This window comes from Paenibacillus sp. LjRoot56 (assembly GCF_964253335.1).
Classification (GTDB): Bacteria; Bacillota; Bacilli; order Paenibacillales; family NBRC-103111; genus Paenibacillus_E; species Paenibacillus_E allorhizoplanae.
This window is the reverse complement of the sequence record NZ_CAXURV020000003.1, coordinates 1,026,618-1,044,392: the sequence shown is the minus strand read 5'-3', so window position 1 is coordinate 1,044,392 and position 17,775 is coordinate 1,026,618. Positions and strand designations below refer to the sequence as shown.

15 protein-coding genes are annotated in these 17,775 nt (G+C 43.9%); 12 read left to right on the top strand and 3 right to left on the bottom strand.

Annotated features, from left to right (window positions below; genetic code table 11):
• Window positions 1-21: 21 nt before the first annotated feature.
• The 5 genes from ACSQ8O_RS23670 (at window position 22) to ACSQ8O_RS23650 (ending at window position 8,729) form a co-directional block, all read left to right on the top strand.
• On the top strand, window positions 22-4,059 hold the full coding sequence (locus ACSQ8O_RS23670) for a LamG-like jellyroll fold domain-containing protein (protein ID WP_436243612.1): 4,038 nt from the start codon (window positions 22-24) through the stop codon (window positions 4,057-4,059).
• Between the two features lie 666 nt (window positions 4,060-4,725).
• On the top strand, window positions 4,726-6,840 hold the full coding sequence (locus ACSQ8O_RS23665) for a pectate lyase (RefSeq protein WP_436243611.1): 2,115 nt from the start codon (window positions 4,726-4,728) through the stop codon (window positions 6,838-6,840).
• Window positions 6,841-7,053: 213 nt separating this feature from the next.
• The gene (locus tag ACSQ8O_RS23660; protein WP_436243943.1) at window positions 7,054-7,569 is read left to right on the top strand and encodes a nucleotidyltransferase family protein; all 516 of its coding nucleotides are present in this window, start codon (window positions 7,054-7,056) and stop codon (window positions 7,567-7,569) included.
• A 169-nt stretch (window positions 7,570-7,738) separates the two neighbouring features.
• Window positions 7,739-8,242 (top strand): AAA family ATPase, encoded by a 504-nt coding sequence (locus ACSQ8O_RS23655; protein ID WP_436243610.1) that lies wholly within the window; start codon window positions 7,739-7,741, stop codon window positions 8,240-8,242.
• Window positions 8,243-8,348: 106 nt separating this feature from the next.
• Window positions 8,349-8,729, top strand: coding sequence for a VOC family protein (locus tag ACSQ8O_RS23650; RefSeq protein ID WP_436243609.1), 381 nt, complete (start codon window positions 8,349-8,351; stop codon window positions 8,727-8,729).
• Window positions 8,730-9,481: 752 nt separating this feature from the next.
• On the opposite strand, the gene ACSQ8O_RS23645 is transcribed toward ACSQ8O_RS23650, so the two are convergent.
• Window positions 9,482-10,894 carry a discoidin domain-containing protein gene (locus ACSQ8O_RS23645; RefSeq protein ID WP_436243608.1) on the bottom strand — a complete coding sequence of 471 codons (1,413 nt, stop codon included), beginning with the start codon at window positions 10,892-10,894 and terminating at the stop codon, window positions 9,482-9,484.
• 162 nt (window positions 10,895-11,056) lie between these two features.
• Between ACSQ8O_RS23645 and ACSQ8O_RS23640 the strand changes: the two genes are divergently transcribed.
• The 6 genes from ACSQ8O_RS23640 to ACSQ8O_RS23615 all read left to right on the top strand — a co-directional run bounded on the left by ACSQ8O_RS23640 (window position 11,057) and on the right by ACSQ8O_RS23615 (window position 15,089).
• The gene (locus ACSQ8O_RS23640; protein WP_436243607.1) at window positions 11,057-11,350 is read left to right on the top strand and encodes a hypothetical protein; all 294 of its coding nucleotides are present in this window, start codon (window positions 11,057-11,059) and stop codon (window positions 11,348-11,350) included.
• On the top strand, window positions 11,295-11,957 hold the full coding sequence (locus tag ACSQ8O_RS23635; RefSeq protein ID WP_436243606.1) for an aminoglycoside phosphotransferase family protein: 663 nt from the start codon (window positions 11,295-11,297) through the stop codon (window positions 11,955-11,957). Before ACSQ8O_RS23640 ends, ACSQ8O_RS23635 begins: the two co-directional genes overlap by 56 nt.
• A gap of 100 nt (window positions 11,958-12,057) precedes the next feature.
• Window positions 12,058-13,104 carry a YkvI family membrane protein gene (locus tag ACSQ8O_RS23630; protein WP_436243605.1) on the top strand — a complete coding sequence of 349 codons (1,047 nt, stop codon included), beginning with the start codon at window positions 12,058-12,060 and terminating at the stop codon, window positions 13,102-13,104.
• 29 nt (window positions 13,105-13,133) lie between these two features.
• Window positions 13,134-13,661, top strand: a complete 528-nt coding sequence (locus ACSQ8O_RS23625; RefSeq protein WP_436243604.1) for an N-acetyltransferase family protein — start codon at window positions 13,134-13,136, stop codon at window positions 13,659-13,661.
• Between the two features lie 335 nt (window positions 13,662-13,996).
• Window positions 13,997-14,527, top strand: coding sequence for a GNAT family N-acetyltransferase (locus ACSQ8O_RS23620; protein ID WP_436243603.1), 531 nt, complete (start codon window positions 13,997-13,999; stop codon window positions 14,525-14,527).
• Window positions 14,528-14,543: 16 nt separating this feature from the next.
• The gene (locus ACSQ8O_RS23615) at window positions 14,544-15,089 is read left to right on the top strand and encodes a Rieske 2Fe-2S domain-containing protein (RefSeq protein ID WP_436243602.1); all 546 of its coding nucleotides are present in this window, start codon (window positions 14,544-14,546) and stop codon (window positions 15,087-15,089) included.
• Between the two features lie 366 nt (window positions 15,090-15,455).
• Here ACSQ8O_RS23615 and ACSQ8O_RS23610 read toward each other — a convergent pair whose 3' ends face one another.
• Both ACSQ8O_RS23610 and ACSQ8O_RS23605 read right to left on the bottom strand, forming a co-directional pair.
• The gene (locus ACSQ8O_RS23610; protein ID WP_436243601.1) at window positions 15,456-15,899 is read right to left on the bottom strand and encodes a DUF4395 domain-containing protein; all 444 of its coding nucleotides are present in this window, start codon (window positions 15,897-15,899) and stop codon (window positions 15,456-15,458) included.
• 89 nt (window positions 15,900-15,988) lie between these two features.
• Window positions 15,989-16,762 carry a helix-turn-helix domain-containing protein gene (locus tag ACSQ8O_RS23605; protein WP_436243600.1) on the bottom strand — a complete coding sequence of 258 codons (774 nt, stop codon included), beginning with the start codon at window positions 16,760-16,762 and terminating at the stop codon, window positions 15,989-15,991.
• A gap of 156 nt (window positions 16,763-16,918) precedes the next feature.
• Between ACSQ8O_RS23605 and ACSQ8O_RS23600 the strand changes: the two genes are divergently transcribed.
• Window positions 16,919-17,728 carry a phytanoyl-CoA dioxygenase family protein gene (locus tag ACSQ8O_RS23600; RefSeq protein WP_436243599.1) on the top strand — a complete coding sequence of 270 codons (810 nt, stop codon included), beginning with the start codon at window positions 16,919-16,921 and terminating at the stop codon, window positions 17,726-17,728.
• The last annotated feature ends 47 nt before the right edge of the window (window positions 17,729-17,775 follow it).

Below are 17,775 nucleotides of genomic sequence, written 5' to 3'. Positions count from 1 at the left end.
AATCAAAGGAGGAAAGTGTTGATGTGTTATTCGTTCAAAAATCATTTGTGTAGGTTATTAGTGTTTTGCTTGATGCTGGCTTTTATCCCGCTAGGTATGGCTGCTCCGGCTGCAGCATATGGGAACGGAACGCTGCTGAACGGTGGATTTGAGAGCGCTACAGGTTCAGGTGTAACAATTTTCGATGGGTGGAAGATCGACTCTACTGGGGCTAAAGCTACGAATGGCAGTCCAGCAGGATCTACCTATGCTCGCACGGGGAATAATGCTTTGAAGGTTTCTGCGGGCTCAGGCACACAGAAAACACCTGCACAGCAATATGTTTCGGTTATTCCCGGACAGACCTACGATGCATCTTATTATATTAACGTACCTACTTGTACCGCTGCATGCGCAAGTGGTGGATCCGCTACTGGAATGACGATCCGGTTTTACGATAGCAAAGTAAACCCGGATAACTTTAGCAACACAGGTGCAACACAAGTCGGTAACGATGTGAGTGTTGGTGGTATAACGGGCGTGGCGACATCGGGATACACTCAAATTCAGAAAAGCTTTACGGTTCCTGCTAATGCTAAGTATATGCGCGTATATGTCTACTCAATAAGCTCAACTAGCGCCAGCATGATTGCTTATGTCGATGATATTAGCATCGTTCAAACTGCAGGTTCGACACCTGTTGCTGTTACCGGCGTAAGTATGAACAAGACATCTACAGCGATAGAGATGGCAGGAACAGAAACACTGCTAGCAACGGTGAGTCCTGCTGGAGCTCCACAGGCAGTGAAGTGGGCTAGCAGCAATACGAACGTAGCAACCGTGGATATCAACACAGGCTTGGTAACGGCTGTGAATACAGGTACGGCCACGATCACAGCGACTTCGACGACGATGACCCCGCCTAGTGTAACCAATGCGGTTTATACGGCCTCAACTCAGGTTAATGTTGTGGCTGGGATGCCTAATCCCGTGTATGGTTTAACGTTGACTCCTTCGTTCAATTCGATCAGTGTTTATATCGCCGGAGGACGGGATGATTTAATTTGCCATCTGTACTACAAGAAGACGACGGATACGGTATGGAAGGAAGCATTGGAGCCTATTATGATTCCGGATAAAGGGATTTTCTCTGGCAGCATTGTAAGGCTTGAAGAAGATACCTCCTATGATGTGAAATCGGACATCTACTATGGAAGTACGCTGCTCAAATCCGAGACTGGTACGGTTCGCACTTGGACGTCTACTCCGAACATTGCACAGACCATTTCCTTATCCAGTTTATATACCAGTGGTGGTTTAACCATCGATGGGATAACCGGTACGAATAACGGCTGGGTTAAGATTGTTAATGACACTGGGCTGACGATTGATGCAGGGTTTGCAACGGATCATGCCGTAACCGTGACGAATTCAGTTTATACGATATTAGAAGGCTTTATTGTCAAAGGCGGCAAGAAAAACGGCTTCTATTTGAACAGCACCGACCATGATGTCAGAATCACCAATGCAGACATCTCCGACTGGGGACGGGTAGCGGTTGATACCGTGCATACGCCGCAGCAGCTCGCTTTTATTAACAAAAGTGATGTGGGCTATGGAACGCCTATCGACGATCAAGGGAATATGCTGGAAGGAGATGCCGGCTTCCGAATTGAAGATGCCAAGAACATTGTCGTGGAAAGAAGTTACGTCCACGAGCCGAGAGGCTACGCGAATCCTTGGACGGGGATCACCTCGGATGGTCAAGCATTCAGCAATTCTCACCCGCAGGGTCCTGAGGCCATGTATCTTCGAAGTGCAGGCGGTATCGTAGTTCGGTATAACGACTTTAGTGGTACGGATGAATACCACCGTTTTAATGATGTCATCAGCGGCTATTATAATAGCCAGGAAAGCGGCGGCTTCTATAAAGATGCAGATATATACGGTAACTTCTTTGGTTACGCCAATGATGATAGTGTTGAGTTAGACGGTGGACAGTCGAATATCAGGGTGTTCGATAACCGTGTTGAGATGAGCTATGCCGGGCTGAGTTTTGCACCGAACATGGTGGGTCCGAGCTATGCTTTTAATAATGTCCTATACAATATGAATGATTTCAGACGTGTGGGAACAGGATCAGTTATCAAATTAGGCGGGAATAGCAGCACTGTGTATGATGGCGAAACGTGGTTTTTCAATAATACGATTTATGCCGTTCCAAAAGCGATTGTAGGCAGTAGTACGCCAAAGAATTGGCACGGGGGAACTAGAAATAACCTCATTGTTGTCATGAGAAATCTCACCAGCGGATCATCTAATTTCTATAATATCGAAGACAATAGTCCATCTATTAATCCGGGTACGAATTTCGATTACGATGCGCTGGGGCGCACTACAGCTGCAGATGGAGCAGGTCAAATTGTAGCAAACCCTGGTGCGGAAGCACATGGGCTGTTCAAGATTGGTAAGATGACCAACCCTAGCGCTGGTGTGTTCACACCGACCGCTTCTGGTATCGATGCGGCAAGAGAAGTAAATGTTATCGATCAAGGAACTGTTGTGAAAAACTTCGTAGAGTCTTATTCTGGCAGTGCGCCAGATATCGGTGCGTTTGAGTTGGGAGGAAGCAGTCTGTTCCCTAAACGGCCTATCCCGTTCCAATCGGACAAATATTTGGTTGCTATCCCTGCTACGGATAACTCGGCTAGCTTTACGATCTCTACAGGTGCTTTGACCGGATCAGGCAATTATACGATTCGTCGCAACGCGGAAGAGGACTGGTACACGGTTACACCTGTTTCGGGAACTTTTGCAAGCAATAGCCAGGTAACCTTCACCATTCAGGTCGACAGAACGAAAGCGTCATTTAATAGAGCTGCAGAATATTCCACCTTGTTTATAAGACTAGCGAATGGATTTTCAGTGCCGATTACGATTAAAGCAGATAATTCGGTTACTGAGATTCCCGTAGGGCAGACTGTGCAGATCAATTCAACTAAAGCTTTTCCGAACACAGCCAATTTGAGTGCTGACTGGAAATCAAGCAGTGCGGCTGCGCCTATAACTTCTACAAGTTTTACGGATGTAACTTCTGTAGCCATTGCCGGAACTTATGCTGGCAGTGCAACGATTACGGCAAACAGCTCGGTGAATGGGGTGAACCAAGCGGAGTATAAAGTGCGTGTGCCTGCGATGGTTGGCAGTCTACAGGTGAATGGGCAGTCCGTTGCAGGGTTCGATCCGCATACGTATAGCTACGTTGTCGCCGTGCCGGCCGGCTCACCCGTACCGTCGGTGACGGCGACATCGCTAGATGCCGGATCGGCCGTGCCTTCTACAGTGGCATATACGTTGCCGACGAGTATACCGGGCACGGCTGTAGTGACTGTGACATCTTCCGATGGAACGACGAGCAATACGTACACGATTCAGTTTACAGTATCGTTTGCAACATCCGTTGTGGGGCACTGGAACCTTGATGAGACATCGGGAACCGTTGCATCGGATTCCTCGGGCAATCATTTGAACGGAACCCTGATCAACGGCCCCGTATGGACAGCGGGCAAGATTGGAAACAGTCTGGATTTCGATGGTACGAACGATGAAGTCGATCTGGGAACTCCCGCTGCGCTGCAATTCACAGGTGCCATGTCTGCTGCCGCCTGGATCTATGTCGATAGCTTCGCGGGCGATGGCAGAATCATCTCCAAGGAGTACGGATCCAATTCCAGGTCATGGAGCCTCTATGTGAAATCCGGAGGTAAAGGCGTCTTCCAGATCGCAACAGGTGGAAGTTCTTCCATAACCGTGGAGACAGCAGGTACGCTGCCGGTTGGTCAATGGGTCCATCTGGCGGGCGTTTTCGAGCCGGGTGTCGCGTTAAGACTCTACGTCAACGGCACATTAAGCAACTCTAACCTCAGCTCAATTCCGTCGACGCAATACAACAACAGCAGCCACGTGTTTATAGGAAGACGGCCGGATTTTTCGAACGCCTTTAACGGCAAGATCGACGAAGTATATGCTTTTAGCAACGCATTGACGGGTACGGATATCGCAGCGCTTGCGGGTAATTAAGAGACATCGCCGCAAAACATGTGGGTTCCCGGTTTCGAATCCGTCAGTGTCTATTTGATCTCTTGGATCTTATTGCTAATGCGCAGTTGGTGCAAAATGGATGACTAAAACGAAGACCCTCAGCCTGTTGCTGGGGGTCTCTTTGTAATTAATGAAAATAGGGTGTGTATTGTAAAAAATTGGAATACTGTATTGACCAGTAGGAGTTATCGACTTCAAGCGATGAAATTTAGACATCGTGGTGGGCTTATTTTTCAATACTGCCAAGCAATTTGTGGTTTTAGACAACTGTGAGTTCTTATTATTCCGTAAAGGGGGAATTTTCCTCAAAGTTTTGGGAAATAGGATATTACGGGATGCTTATAGTTGACTGTGCAGTTTCAGTTGGATGAATAAGCACTTTTCGTGGTCTAATCCCTAATCTCGTCTCAGAAACCGAATTTCTTTTATTGATGGATCCCAGTATTTTGAAGATTTGTCGGGAGTATCATATTTCTCTCCGATAATCATTAACTCAGAAAAATGGAAAATATGAGCAAATGATTGTTTCGGAACCTCTTTCCAAACTGATAAGCTGAGTCTGAGCTTGGATGAGGCGAGGGGGGATGCGCAAACTTGTAAGCGGTTTCTGATGCGTTACAACAATTATACGTGGGAGGAATTACATTGAAAAAAAGTGTTTCAAAAGTAACGAGTTACGTTTTATTGTTTGCTTTAGCGCTATCTATTATCGCAAGCGGAGTGGCCAGTAAGGCTGTACATGCGATCGGAGTTTCGATCACGGGCAGTGGAGGCTGGAATGAGACAGCCTATGTAGAATGGACACCTGTAAGCAATGCTCAAGGGTATAATGTCTATGTTAAACCTTCAAGTGCAGCCGATTCACAATATAAACAAATTGATACGGAATTAATCCGACAATACCCTTCCAATTGGAGAGCTGATGCTGTAGGGCTTGCAGCTGGAAGTTATGTAATGAAAGTTGAAGCAGTACTATCAGATGGTTCAAAAGAAAGTACGGTTACAAATACGCTATCCGTAACGGCACATGACAGATCTGGATTTGCTTTTTCAAATCAATCAACATTCGGCACAGGTTCAGGTGCTTATAATGAAGATGGTACACTTCCGAGTGGTGCGCAAGTTATTTATATAACATCTGCGACTGCACAAACCGTATCTCTTGATGTGAAAATTAATAGCGCAGGTGATAAACAAACGGCTGTTGGTTTAGGTGCAATTCTGGCACTAAGACAAAAAGGCTACGATCAAACACCACTTGCAATCAGATTCATTGGAAAAGTGACAGATGCTAACATGGGTTCATCCATTAACAGCGGTGGATTTCTTCAAGTAAAAGGTGCTTCAGCTTATACGCGAATGAATACGACAATTGAAGGTATCGGAAACGATGCAACTATCTATGGATGGGGACTTCTACTTAGAAATGTCGGTAATGTAGAAGTAAGAAATCTAGGTATTTTGTTATTCCAAGATGATGCCGTTTCAATGGATACAGCAAATGTTAATATTTGGGTGCATAATAATGATATTACATATGGAAAAGCAGGCGGGGATGCTGACCAAGCCAAAGGTGATGGTTCAACTGACCTTAAAGGCGCATCGACGTATACGACAATATCGTACAATCACTACTGGGATTCCGGAAAAGCTGCTCTAATCGGTTTGAGTGAATCATCTGAATTCTTTGTAACCTTTCACCATAACTGGTTTGACCATTCAGACTCACGTCATCCACGTATAAGAAAAGGAACTATTCATGTTTATAATAACTTCTTTGATGGTGTCTCCAAATATGGAACTGGTATTACAACAGCAGGTTCGGCATTTGTAGAGTCAAATTATTACAGACATTCTAAAAATCCAATGTTAATTTCCTTACAAGGTACGGATATTGCAGGTGGGTCCGTAGGTACATTCTCCGGTGAGAATGGTGGTATGATTAAAGCATACAATAATAGTATCGTAGATCTTGTTGGAGGTCTTATTTATGCAAATTCCAATGCAGGATCAGCTCCAGCTAATGCAACATCATTTGATGCGTATTTAGCTTCGACAAGAAATGAGACAGTTCCAAGTTCATACAAAGCATTAGTAGGTGGAACAACGTATAATAACTTTGATACGACAATCGATACGGGAGTAAATGCAGCTGACATTGATAGCGTAAGCACGGTAGAACAAGTTGTTACGGCAGAAGCTGGACGCCTTGGTAATGGAGACTTTACATGGACATTTAATGATGCAGTTGATGACACATCTTCTGACCTTAATTCAGCACTTATGTCAAAAATACTAAGTTACACATCTCAACTTGTATCTGTAGGTGGTAACTCAACACCACCAACAGGCACACCGGCACCAACGACGACGCCAGCACCAACAGCTACACCAACGGCGACACCAGCCCCTACAACTACACCAGGTACTTCCATTGTTCATAACTTTACCACAGATGGCAAAACAAGCAGCTTCTTCACGATTGTCGGGAACCTTTCAACAAGCAAGGGAACAGTGGTATATAATGGGTTAACCCTAACGCAATGTTTAAAAATGGAGAGTTCAACCAATATTGGTTTTACCACAACAACAGCTAAAACATTAACCTTAGTGTTTAATCCAGCAAACGGACTCAAGGTTAAAATAGACGGAACAAGTTATGCAATGACGAATGGCATTGTCAGTGTTTCACTTGCGCCAGGCGCACATACCATTATCAAAGAGGATGTTACAAATCTTTATTACATGAAACTAGAATAATTAGCTAATAAAGACTGCCAACAGTATTGCGATTATCGCATATTGTTGGTAGTTCTTTTTTGCCTAACCAAATGGTGGATCGAAAAATGGGATAACTTTACAATAAGTACATTGTCTTCTATAATATAGGAATATACGTTCTTATTGAGGGGGCTTTTTAAATTGGTGAAAAGTAAAGAGGATATTATTGCTCTTATTCGTGCGGATGAATGGATGATGGATATCCTCAGGGCTGCTCGGTCCTTACAGCTCCCTGATTGGTGGGTATGTGCGGGTTTTGTTCGTTCAAAAATCTGGGATACCCTTCATGAATATGAAGAACGAACACCACTCTCCGATATAGATGTCATCTATTTTGATGCTTCAAATGTAAATGAGGATATTGAAAAACGATTGGAAGAACAGTTACTACAAATCATGCCCAACCTACCTTGGTCCGTAAAAAATCAGGCAAGAATGCATGTGCTCAATGACAATCCTCCCTATTCGTCTTCTACAGATGCCATGTCCAAGTTCCCTGAGACAGCAACTGCTTTGGGGGTGAGGCTAGACGATCAGGATCATGTACAGTTAGCTGCCCCATGTGGAATTGATGATGTACTTCAAATTTTTATTCGGCCGACCCCCTATTTCTTAGAGAATAAGCACCTTGCGGCTATATATGATAAACGAATCGTACAAAAGAATTTTAAAGGCAAGTGGAATAAGGTGACTGTGATTCGCGATTAGGAGTGTGATTGATACTGAGGAAAGTAATTAAAACACCTCGTACTTGATAAAAGATGATATGAGAGGATTGCTTTTTCTAGGATTTGGCGTTTTAACTTTATGTTTTGTGATAATGACATTTGCTTTTTAAAAAAGGTGCAGATTTGTGCCTTGAAGGAGGCGATTTTTTATGCTCTATATCTTTAGCGGGTTGCCAGGCACCGGGAAGTCCACGTTATCAGCAGCTTTGGCAGGCAAGATACGGGCCACATATCTCCGGGTAGACGTTGTGGAGCAGGCCATGCGGGATACCGGGACCTGGATTAACGGACCTGCAGGTTACATCGTGTGTTACGAGACTGCTTCGCATAATCTCCGGTTAGGCCTTGACGTGGTAGCGGACACAGTCAATCCCATTCATGAAACTCGCCAGTCCTGGCGCGACGTTGCGCAGTCTCTAGGAATTCCGTTTGTGGAAATCGAAGTGGTCTGCTCGGATGAACGTGAACATAGGCGTCGAATCACTACGCGTTTAACCGATATTCCGGGTTTTGCTTTACCTACGTGGGATGAGGTCAAGACCCGACAGTATGATGTTTGGGACCGAGATCACATTATTATCGACACTGCTCATCAAACTGTGGCCGAAAGCCTTATGACGTTATATGAAAAGTTGGATTACGAAATTAAATAGGAAAAAGTGGTGCGTAATATGAATCTGGGTGTAGGATTTGACTATGGAATGGGCAATTCGTATGCTCCAAATAAGATTGTAAAAATGAAAAAAGGGGTCGAATGGGATGGCGACAGCTGGCTGGGCGAACAAAATTACTGAGATTACATTGTTTGTAGAAGATTTGCATCGGTCGAAGGCATTTTACCAAGAGACGTTCAAACTTGCGATCATATATGAAGATGAAAACTGCACGGTGTTCGATTATGGCAATACAAGCATCAATCTGTTAAATAAATCGAATGCCCGCGAGTTGATTGAGCCGGCACAGGTTGGTGGCAACGGAGATGGCGCACGGTTTCAGTTTACGATCCAAGTGCCAGACGTTGACCAGGTATGTGATGAGCTGAAAGTCTGTGGCGTTAAGTTATTGAATGGACCGATAACGCGCCCTTGGGGGCGGCGGACGGCTTGTTTGCCGATCCGGATGGGCATGTGTGGGAGATAGCGCAAGTGCTGTAATGAATTCTTACAGGTAATTATGAATTAAAAGAATATCTCATGTAAGGATGCAACAGGCTGCCGGAGTTAGGAGTGTGGCCCAACCCCAACAAAAGATTCAACCATTAATGTATTTACAGTCGAACTATTATTTTTGTAATTTAATGAAATGTCTAGGGAAGATAGTAATGAGGTAAAATAGTATAATAATGTAATTTTTATGTGGAGGGTTCATGAAACTACGTTTTCCGTTATATTTCATTTCCATCTGTTTGCTGTCCATTTTTTCAGATGAATTTTTGATTAGATGGGTTCCCAATCTCTATATGAAATCAATAATTTTTGCTTTGAGTGTCGCTATTGCTTTCTACATGATTGGAAAGAGTGGACTTTCAGCTAAGCGTATAGGCACTCCACTAGGTATATTGATTTTCATATTGGGTCTCACGAGTGTGATTTTCGCCAATCATATTTAAGTGAAATTGTGCTTTTCTTACGATATCAGATAGGCTGAAAAGTGGAGGTAGCGATGAAGATCCATTTATATCGAGCTCTCGGTGTAGGAGTAATATTTGTACTTGCTTTCTATGCCTTTCAGATCCTTCAAGGGATGTTTCTTACAATGAATTACGTTCCGAAAGTAGTGGACTAACCCTCTCGAATCTGTTTCGGCTGATTTAAGACTCACATCAAATAAAGCTGTCCTAAAGTAGAAGAATCTACCTTATTGGACAGCCGTTTTTAATATCTATTGCTCAACTAATTCCCGTAAATATCTACCTCTGTGATACTATTCCATCCATTTCCGGATGAATTTCCATGCCCAACGATTCTTACATAACGGCCAACCGTGTCAGTGAAATCGTATTGCACTTGTGAGAGCGTCTGCGTACTCACTTTATTGCTTACGACTGTTGACCACGCGGACCCATCAGTGGAGACTTGGATATCGAACGTTGTGGTACGTACATCTCCTTGATGAAAAGCAATCGACAAGTATCCAACCGTTTTACTGGAGCCCAAGTCGAACCTGATCCATTGTCCATCACCTTGTGAGGACCAACGTGTGCTCAAGCTATTGTCGATTGTATTTTGCGCGACATTCCCGTCATTTCCACTATCCGTTACGGCGGATACGTTAAGTAGGACAGGACTTGTGCCTCCGCCACCCGAACAGCTTGTGTAGGTAGTAACGCTGCCCACATACATATTGCCAGAAGGGCTGCGTGTATTCCCACATGCTTTTGCAGAACCTCCATCTACATTAACAACGTAAGGTGTGCTATTATCCATATTCGCTATATTGTTGTAGAAGTCATTGTTAAAGCCCCAGCCTGTCGAACGTTCATGAACCTGAAAAGCATCGATAATGACTGAATTCCCGTTTCGATTCACGGTGTTATTCCGTATGATCGAATTATTCCCTTTGACATCCATAAAGCTGTCGGAGTAATTCGCTCCACTGATCCCCGTACCGTTAAATGTACTATTTTCCACAATGGTCCCCGTCGTACCTTCCTTAATGTCGACAGATTCAGCCCTAACGTTCGGGCCGATGGTTACATTGCTGATTTTGTTATTGTCCGTAGCCGCATTATAAGTTCCCCATTTACCTACATCAGATCCGACATAAACGCCCTCACCGTAATCAGGGGTAAGCGTGCCCGTATCATGAACATAGGAATTTTGAATGGTATTATTAGAGCTCCCATCGCGGTAATGGACGCCTTCTTCTCCGATATTGTATACTTCAACGCCATCAATTAAACCATTGTTCGCGTTATCTTGCATAATCCCTTTCTTCGCATTTGTAATGTTCAAGTCCTTGATTTGAACATAATCTCCAGTAATGTACAACGCATAACCACTTGAGGTGCCACCGCCATTCAGAATAGCTTTGGAAGAAGCACTTGCACTCTTAATGACAATCGGGTTAGATGAGGTTCCATTGGCAGCAGCAACGAAATTCCCAGTGTAGGTACCAGATGCGAGAATAATGGTATCACCAGCTGCAGCGCTCGCAAGCGCTGTCGTAAGGCAGGAAGCCGTACTGCAATTGGTAGTAGCCGCATAGCTGCGCCCTGGAACGATTAGTGCAAGAACGAACATCATAATGAGTACTGCGACTTGTAACTGTGCAAATCTAGTTGGGAGCTTCATGGACTTAGACATAAATTACCTCCTCATTTTGATAACGCTTACATGTTACATTTCTTATCGTAGAACGTGCTGGGCATAAAAGGTAGTGGCTATCTTTATATCGGATTGTGTAATTTTTGGAAACCGAATAAAATGGTCTTATTGTGAAAGCCTCTCATCCAAAGGAGCATTCCTATGAACGTATCAGATCTTCAGAAGCACTTACCATTCCTGCAAAATGTGACGGAAATGACACGAATTACCAAAGGCTTCTCCTTTGATAGTAAGTACTTTGTATATGAAAATAGCGAAACGCCTCAATATGTACTACGCACGGCCCCTCTGAAGCAAATGCAAAAAAAACGATCAGAATTCGAAGTTGTTACGAACGTATTTGATCGTGGGGTAAAAACTTCGAAACCCATTCAGTTCGGTGCCATCGAATCGCTATATGCTGCTGAGTTATGTGGAAGGCGAGGATGCCTTTGATATTTTACCTTCCTTATCGGATGACGAACAATACCAAATTGGCCTACAAGCTGGACGAGAGCTGCGTATCATGCATGACATACCTGCTCCCCACTCCGAGGACTGGTATGAGAACAGATTCTCCAAACATATTCGTCAATATGAGAGCTATCGCAAATGCGGCGTTAAGCTTGCCGAAGAGGATGCAATCCTTTCTTTTATTAATCAAAATGCGAATTACATGCGCAATCGCCCTAATCGCTTCCAGCATGATGATTTTCATACGAACAATCTACTCATTCATAATCGTAGCTACGCGGGGGTCATTGATTTTAACCGATTCGACTGGGGAGACCCTTACCATGATTTTTTGAAAATCGCCTATTTTAGCCGCGAGGTTAGTATCCCGTTCTGCAGGGGGCAAGTACTAGGTTACTTCGATGGCACGATTCCGGAGGAGTTCTGGCGATTGTATGCACTGTACACCGCTATGATTATTTTTGGGACAGTTACTTGGACGCTGCAGGTGATTCCAGAGCAGCTTGAATCCATGTTGGATAGAATTCGGGTTGTGTTGGAGGATCATCAAAACTTTGAGAAGTGTATGCCCAATTGGTTTAGTTCGTAAGTCAGTAACTAGCAACACATAGCTCCTGTCAACTGGCATATACAAGCTTATCTTACATACAATGGAGATGTACAAGATATTGCTTGACTATGGGGGAGCTATGAAGTCAAAATCGCTCGTGATTTTACAAATTGCCGCAACGTATATGGGGACTGTGGTGGGGGCGGGATTTGCCTCGGGGCAGTCCATTATGCATTTCTTCACAATCTACGGAGCCTATGGCGGAGTTGGCATATTGATTGCAACGGCTTTTTTTATATGGATTGGGACGAAAATGATGGTCCTCTCGCATCGACTTAAGGCGTCTTCCTATCAGGAGTTGAACGCTTATTTATTTGGGGATATTTTTGGGAAAGTCGCGAATTCGTTGACGTTTATTATCCTGTTCGGCGTGACCGCTGTGATGATGTCGGGGACTGGCTCTATTTTCGAAGAGCAGCTGAGACTGCCCTATCAATTTGGGGTCATCATTAGTATGTTGCTATGCTACTTGGTTATGAGCAAAGAAATGCATGGGATTCTAGCAATTAATTCTCTTGTGATGCCGTTGATGCTTTTTTTCATGGTGCTTGTAATTATCCGAGTTGTTGGGATAGATGGGATTGGGGAAGCGACGAATTGGCAAGAACTACAAATAAGCACCCATTTGAAATGGATCCTGAGTCCACTTACATATGTCGCCTTAAATTTTGCCTTTGCTCAAGCGGTCTTGGTGCCGTTAGGTAGTGAGGTGCAGGATGAGAGCATACTGAAGTGGGGGGGCCTGTGGGGTGGCATTGGGCTTGGTGTCATGCTATTGATCAGTCATTTTGCGATACATTCGCGGATGCCGGAGATTTTGAATTTTGAAATTCCGATGGCTGAAATTATACGAGGTTTTGGACGGTTATTCCATGTGCTATTCATCCTGGTTATTTACGGGGAAATTGTAACAACGTTAATTGGGAATGTGTTCGGAATTACCCGGCATATTAGACGCATATATCCGCTGCCACGAAATTGGGTAGTTCTGGCTATTTTGCTGACCTGTTTATTGATCAGTCAGGTTGGTTTTACTTCACTTCTTACATATCTTTACCCTCTCTTCGGGTATATGGGGATGATCCTTCTTATTTTTCTAATAGTAAGACCTATGCCTAGTAAATAATTAACATCATAGATGAAGGAGCTTACCTAATGTTGGTTCAAAACATAGCTAATTTGGAGATCCGCCGTTTAGGGCATACGGATGTTCCAGCAATTCGAGAGCTTATGGTAGATGTTGTGTCTCGTCTGGCTTCACAAGAACTTTTTGCCATGGACGATGAACAGTACTTGAACGCTCATATAGAAGAAAAAGGTGAAATCTACGGCGCTTTTCAAAATGGGAAGCTAGTTGCTTACTCCGCTCTGGCGTTTCCTGGTTGGAGTGAAAGCAATCTAGGCAGGGAGTTTGGGGTGCCTGAGTCAGATCTAACATACGTAGCGATTCTCGATGCAACGATCGTTCATGAAACCGTTCGTGGCTTGGGGTTGCAACGCTACTTCCATGAATTACGTGAAAGGCGAGCACGGGACAACGGCTACCGATACTTATATTCAACAGTTCATCCGGACAATCTGGTGAGCAAACATAATTTAGAAGCTGCAGGGTTCGTACTTCAATTCACCCGGCCCTTGTACAATGGTAAGCCAAGGCACTGTTATGCCAAGTGGTTGCTGTAAAGAAATAATTATTTCCTCTTTTAATGTATATATGACATTCATTTGGGCAATACTAGCTTTTATTGCGTTACAAATGAAATTAGAAGTAAACCTGTTTACCGGATAATGTTCGAATTATAAATGTATCCATATTGGAATGAAAATTGTTGAAGTATTGCCTGCAATATGTTTAATTTCTCGTTTCGGATAAACGCAAGAATGAAGAAGCTGTGATCATAGATCCAGCTTTTTTTGTGTTTTTCAAGGATGGAATGGGAAGAATCAGACAGAACCTTTTGATATATGTTAAAATAAGGAAAAAGTTGGAGTGGAACAAGGTCAATCGGAGGTGTACAATGATTTACTTGGAAACAGCGAGATTACGATTACGTGACTGGGTAGAAACCGATCTCGAACCATTTCGTCAGCTGAATGCGGATGAAGAAGTGATGACGTATTTTCCTAAAACCTTATCGAATGACGAAACAGATATGTTCTATAAATCCATTTTATCAGAATTCCAAGAATGCGGATTTGGGTTATATGCCGTGGAAGTAAAAGAAAACCAAGAGTTTATAGGGTTTATTGGATTTCACAGGGCCAACTTTGAGTCTGATTTTACCCCATGTATCGAGATTGGTTGGCGGTTAAAAAAAGAAGCATGGGGAAAAGGCTATGCGACTGAAGGGGCGGAGGCCTGTTTACACTATGGTTTTAAGGAATTGGGCTTTCGTGACGTGTACAGTTGGACAGCCGAGATCAATAAGCCTTCGAGCCATGTGATGAACAAGATCGGCATGCAGTTTATTACAATGTTCAATCATCCGAAGGTGGAGTTGGATAGTCCTTTGTGTAGACATGTTTTGTTTCATATAAGTCAAAAGTGAAGGAGTTGACCTTCGTATGACTGCCCAATTACCGCGAAAGATCACAAGAAGAGCCTTTTTGAGCACCTCAAGCAAAGTTGTACTAGGTGTGTCTGGCGTGTTACTTGGGGATACAGCTTTGTTTTATTACGGAGCGGTTCATGGGAAAAAGCTGGATGATCCAGCCGCACGGGAGATTCCGTCTAGTTTCGTAAAGGTTGGCGCAGTAGAGCAGCTGCACGCCATGACTGGCTACGAGAAGGTTTTTTATACCGCTACGATCGAAGATGCCTGGGTAAAGACGCCTAAGCAGGGTTTCGTCTATGTGACCAAAGATGAGCGCGGCTCACTTGTCATCCTTTCACCGGCATGTACACACCTAGGGTGTTCGGTGGTGCCAGCGACAGAAGCGCAACGTAGTCGGAAAAAGGAGCTTTTCTTCTGGTGCCCCTGTCACGGCGCCGAATTCGATATCGTGGGGGCGTCAGTCGGTATGGCGCTGCCTGGATTAGAAAGGTATAAACCACTTCTAATTGAAGGTGATGTGTATGTGGATATTTCGACCCTTGAGAAGCAAACTTGATTGCAGAAGTGCAGGAAACGAGGGCGTCCGTCGTGTCTCAGATCTGAAAAATGCAAAAGAGCATCCTTTTTTATCGAATTGAACCACTCGATCAGAAATGCGTGCAGTGCATATGTGCAACTATTTCTGTCAGCACTTATCCTTTTAGCCTATATTCAGTTCAAAAGGTTGCTCTTTTGCACGCATTCATCTAAGTTAGGTTGGTTTCCCCGAAAATAAGTGTACTTTAGCATCTATGACCATGTAGCGCGGAGGGGCATGCGATTCTGGTCCATTTCGCCCCTGTATAGGTTTAAAAAAAGGAGCTAAGCGCAAACGCACCAGCTCCTTTTCCACTTCCGGAACAGCCTCTTTCAGTATGACCGCTTATGCATCTTTTCTCGCCCAATACTGTTTCCATTGAAAATAGATGAAGCACCCGAAGCAAAACCCACTTAACGCCAGCACGACAGCAATAGTTAACATACTTAGTGTGATGTACGCGAGCGTCGTCATATTTAAAAGCAAAGCCGTAATGGTAACGATGAGAAATAGGATAGCCAACAAGTTGTTGAAACGCAGTAATTCACGGCTTTCCGTTCGTGTGCTAACCGGAAAAAGTGGAGAGAACAGGCGGACAAATATATTGTATTTTACACCATAAGTACGACTAATCAGCTGAACAATTAACGGAAGGACGAGAATCCATAGCTGCTGACTGAGAACGCTGGCCAAGATACTTAACAGAATTCCTAGTTGATTACCCCGCACGCGATGCAAGGGAACCTCATCTACACAATCGTAATCGCCACGCCAAAATTGAGTTCTCATCGTCATCCTCCTCCATTCACAATGAATAGTTATTATCATCATTATACATTAATTCATAGTATTCTGATAGGAATAAAAGACAATTATTTTTAACGTGGACGTTTCATAAACATACTCGGGGTCATGCCTTGCCATTTACGAAATTGATTCGTGAAGTGATTATAATTTTGAAAACCAACATCGTAACAAACGTCCGAAGCAGTGCGTCCCGTATGGGCTAGCATCAGAACGGCTTGTTGGATCCGCATGCGATTCAATGTATCGATAATGGAGTAGCCAGTGCTCTCTTTGAAAAGGTGAGATAATCTCGACGGGGAGAGACCGACGGTCTGGGCAAGATCCTCAAGCCGAATCTGTTCGCGCATCTGCCTAGAAAGTAGGTGGAGAACCTCTTCAATGCGGGGATCCATTTTGCGTATGTTTTTCTGCGCCATGATTAGCAGAATTTCTCGTAAAGAGCTGCAACAGAGCTCGAACCAATACTCGCCGCGTTCCCGCGAATCCGCTAATATACGGGCAAATGCTGAGTATATCCGTTCCTGTAAGGACTCATTTTCTATGGTAAGGAATATTTGATCTTCCTGAGGAAGCAAGTTGGTTTCAGAAAGTGTGTGGGGGAAATGTGCCCATACGAATTGCCAGGTATGGTTTGTCAATGTGCCATAGTGTTGGGGAGTTCCAGGTGCTAATAAAAGGAGGGCACCCTTCTTACAGACATGTTCTGCACCATGGTAGTTAACAAAGCCTGCTCCTTCCAATGTGAAAATTAATAACCAATCATCCCGACCTTGAGGACGCTTAGTAACATACGAATCTGATTCTATGTAATGGCCGGCGAACAATCCATTTGCATCCAATATCATGTTGGATAATCCCTTCTCTACCTAATTAAGATAGATTAATTATAGCATGAAATAGCAGGATTATAGGAATCATTAGCATGATTATTACTTCTATGTAACCGGTTATTTCGATATGCTAAAGACATAGAAATAAAGGTTCAATTGGAGGGAATAACGATGACACAATCACTAATTAAATTAACGAAGGAACAAAAACAGCATTTTGAGACTGAGGGTTATGTAATCGTGAAGGGGCTATTTTCAGAAGATGATTTGGCTAAAATTGATGAAACCTTCGAAGCGATTAGCGAACAGACGGTTCCAGGATACTTTGAACCTGATCTATCGACGGAGGTCGTCGACCCATTGAAACGCTACCCGCGTGTCATGCACCCGCATCGGTTTAATGAGACTGCGAAAACCTACATGCTTCATCAGCCCGTGTTAGAGGTTCTAGCAGATTTGTATGAGGAAGAAGCACTCGCTGCGCAAAGTATGTTTTATTACAAACCGCCGGGCTCCCGAGGACAGGCGCTTCATCAGGATAACTTTTATTTGCAGGTGGAGCCAGGCAATTGTATTGCAGCATGGACAGCTATTGACGCGGCTGATGAGGAAAATGGAGGATTACTCGTTGTACCGAAAACGAATGCCCTCGAAATCTCATGTCCCGATATCGCAGATTCGAAGGAATCTTTTACGACCCACTACGTGAAACCGCCGAAGGACGAGAAGGCAATGCCAGTCATCATGGACCGAGGGGATGTTCTCTTTTTCAATGGCAATCTGATTCATGGTTCCTATCGAAATAAGACTAAGGATCGCTTCCGCCGCGCGTTCATCTGCCATTATGCTAATGCTTCTGCGACGCATATTAGTAATCATTACCGACCTTTGTATCGAGCAAATGGGGAAACAGTTTCGTTGGAGATTAACCTCAGTGGCGGGCCTTGCGGCGATGAATTTGAGACGGTCTACCCACATTAATTAGGTTTAACGGATGACAGGAATCGTTTCTAGGGCATAGTTCATGT

What these genes read in the sequence shown, in the direction of transcription:
- ACSQ8O_RS23670 (WP_436243612.1), top strand. Translation starts at nt 22, where the DNA reads ATGTGTTATTCGTTCAAAAATCATTTGTGTAGGTTATTAGTGTTTTGC.
- ACSQ8O_RS23660 (WP_436243943.1), top strand. Translation starts at nt 7,054, where the DNA reads ATGATGGATATCCTCAGGGCTGCTCGGTCCTTACAGCTCCCTGATTGG.
- ACSQ8O_RS23655 (WP_436243610.1), top strand. Translation starts at nt 7,739, where the DNA reads ATGCTCTATATCTTTAGCGGGTTGCCAGGCACCGGGAAGTCCACGTTA.
- ACSQ8O_RS23650 (WP_436243609.1), top strand. Translation starts at nt 8,349, where the DNA reads ATGGCGACAGCTGGCTGGGCGAACAAAATTACTGAGATTACATTGTTT.
- ACSQ8O_RS23645 (WP_436243608.1), bottom strand. Translation starts at nt 10,894, where the DNA reads ATGTCTAAGTCCATGAAGCTCCCAACTAGATTTGCACAGTTACAAGTC.
- ACSQ8O_RS23640 (WP_436243607.1), top strand. Translation starts at nt 11,057, where the DNA reads ATGAACGTATCAGATCTTCAGAAGCACTTACCATTCCTGCAAAATGTG.
- ACSQ8O_RS23630 (WP_436243605.1), top strand. Translation starts at nt 12,058, where the DNA reads ATGAAGTCAAAATCGCTCGTGATTTTACAAATTGCCGCAACGTATATG.
- ACSQ8O_RS23625 (WP_436243604.1), top strand. Translation starts at nt 13,134, where the DNA reads ATGTTGGTTCAAAACATAGCTAATTTGGAGATCCGCCGTTTAGGGCAT.
- ACSQ8O_RS23620 (WP_436243603.1), top strand. Translation starts at nt 13,997, where the DNA reads ATGATTTACTTGGAAACAGCGAGATTACGATTACGTGACTGGGTAGAA.
- ACSQ8O_RS23615 (WP_436243602.1), top strand. Translation starts at nt 14,544, where the DNA reads ATGACTGCCCAATTACCGCGAAAGATCACAAGAAGAGCCTTTTTGAGC.
- ACSQ8O_RS23610 (WP_436243601.1), bottom strand. Translation starts at nt 15,899, where the DNA reads ATGAGAACTCAATTTTGGCGTGGCGATTACGATTGTGTAGATGAGGTT.
- ACSQ8O_RS23605 (WP_436243600.1), bottom strand. Translation starts at nt 16,762, where the DNA reads ATGATATTGGATGCAAATGGATTGTTCGCCGGCCATTACATAGAATCA.
- ACSQ8O_RS23600 (WP_436243599.1), top strand. Translation starts at nt 16,919, where the DNA reads ATGACACAATCACTAATTAAATTAACGAAGGAACAAAAACAGCATTTT.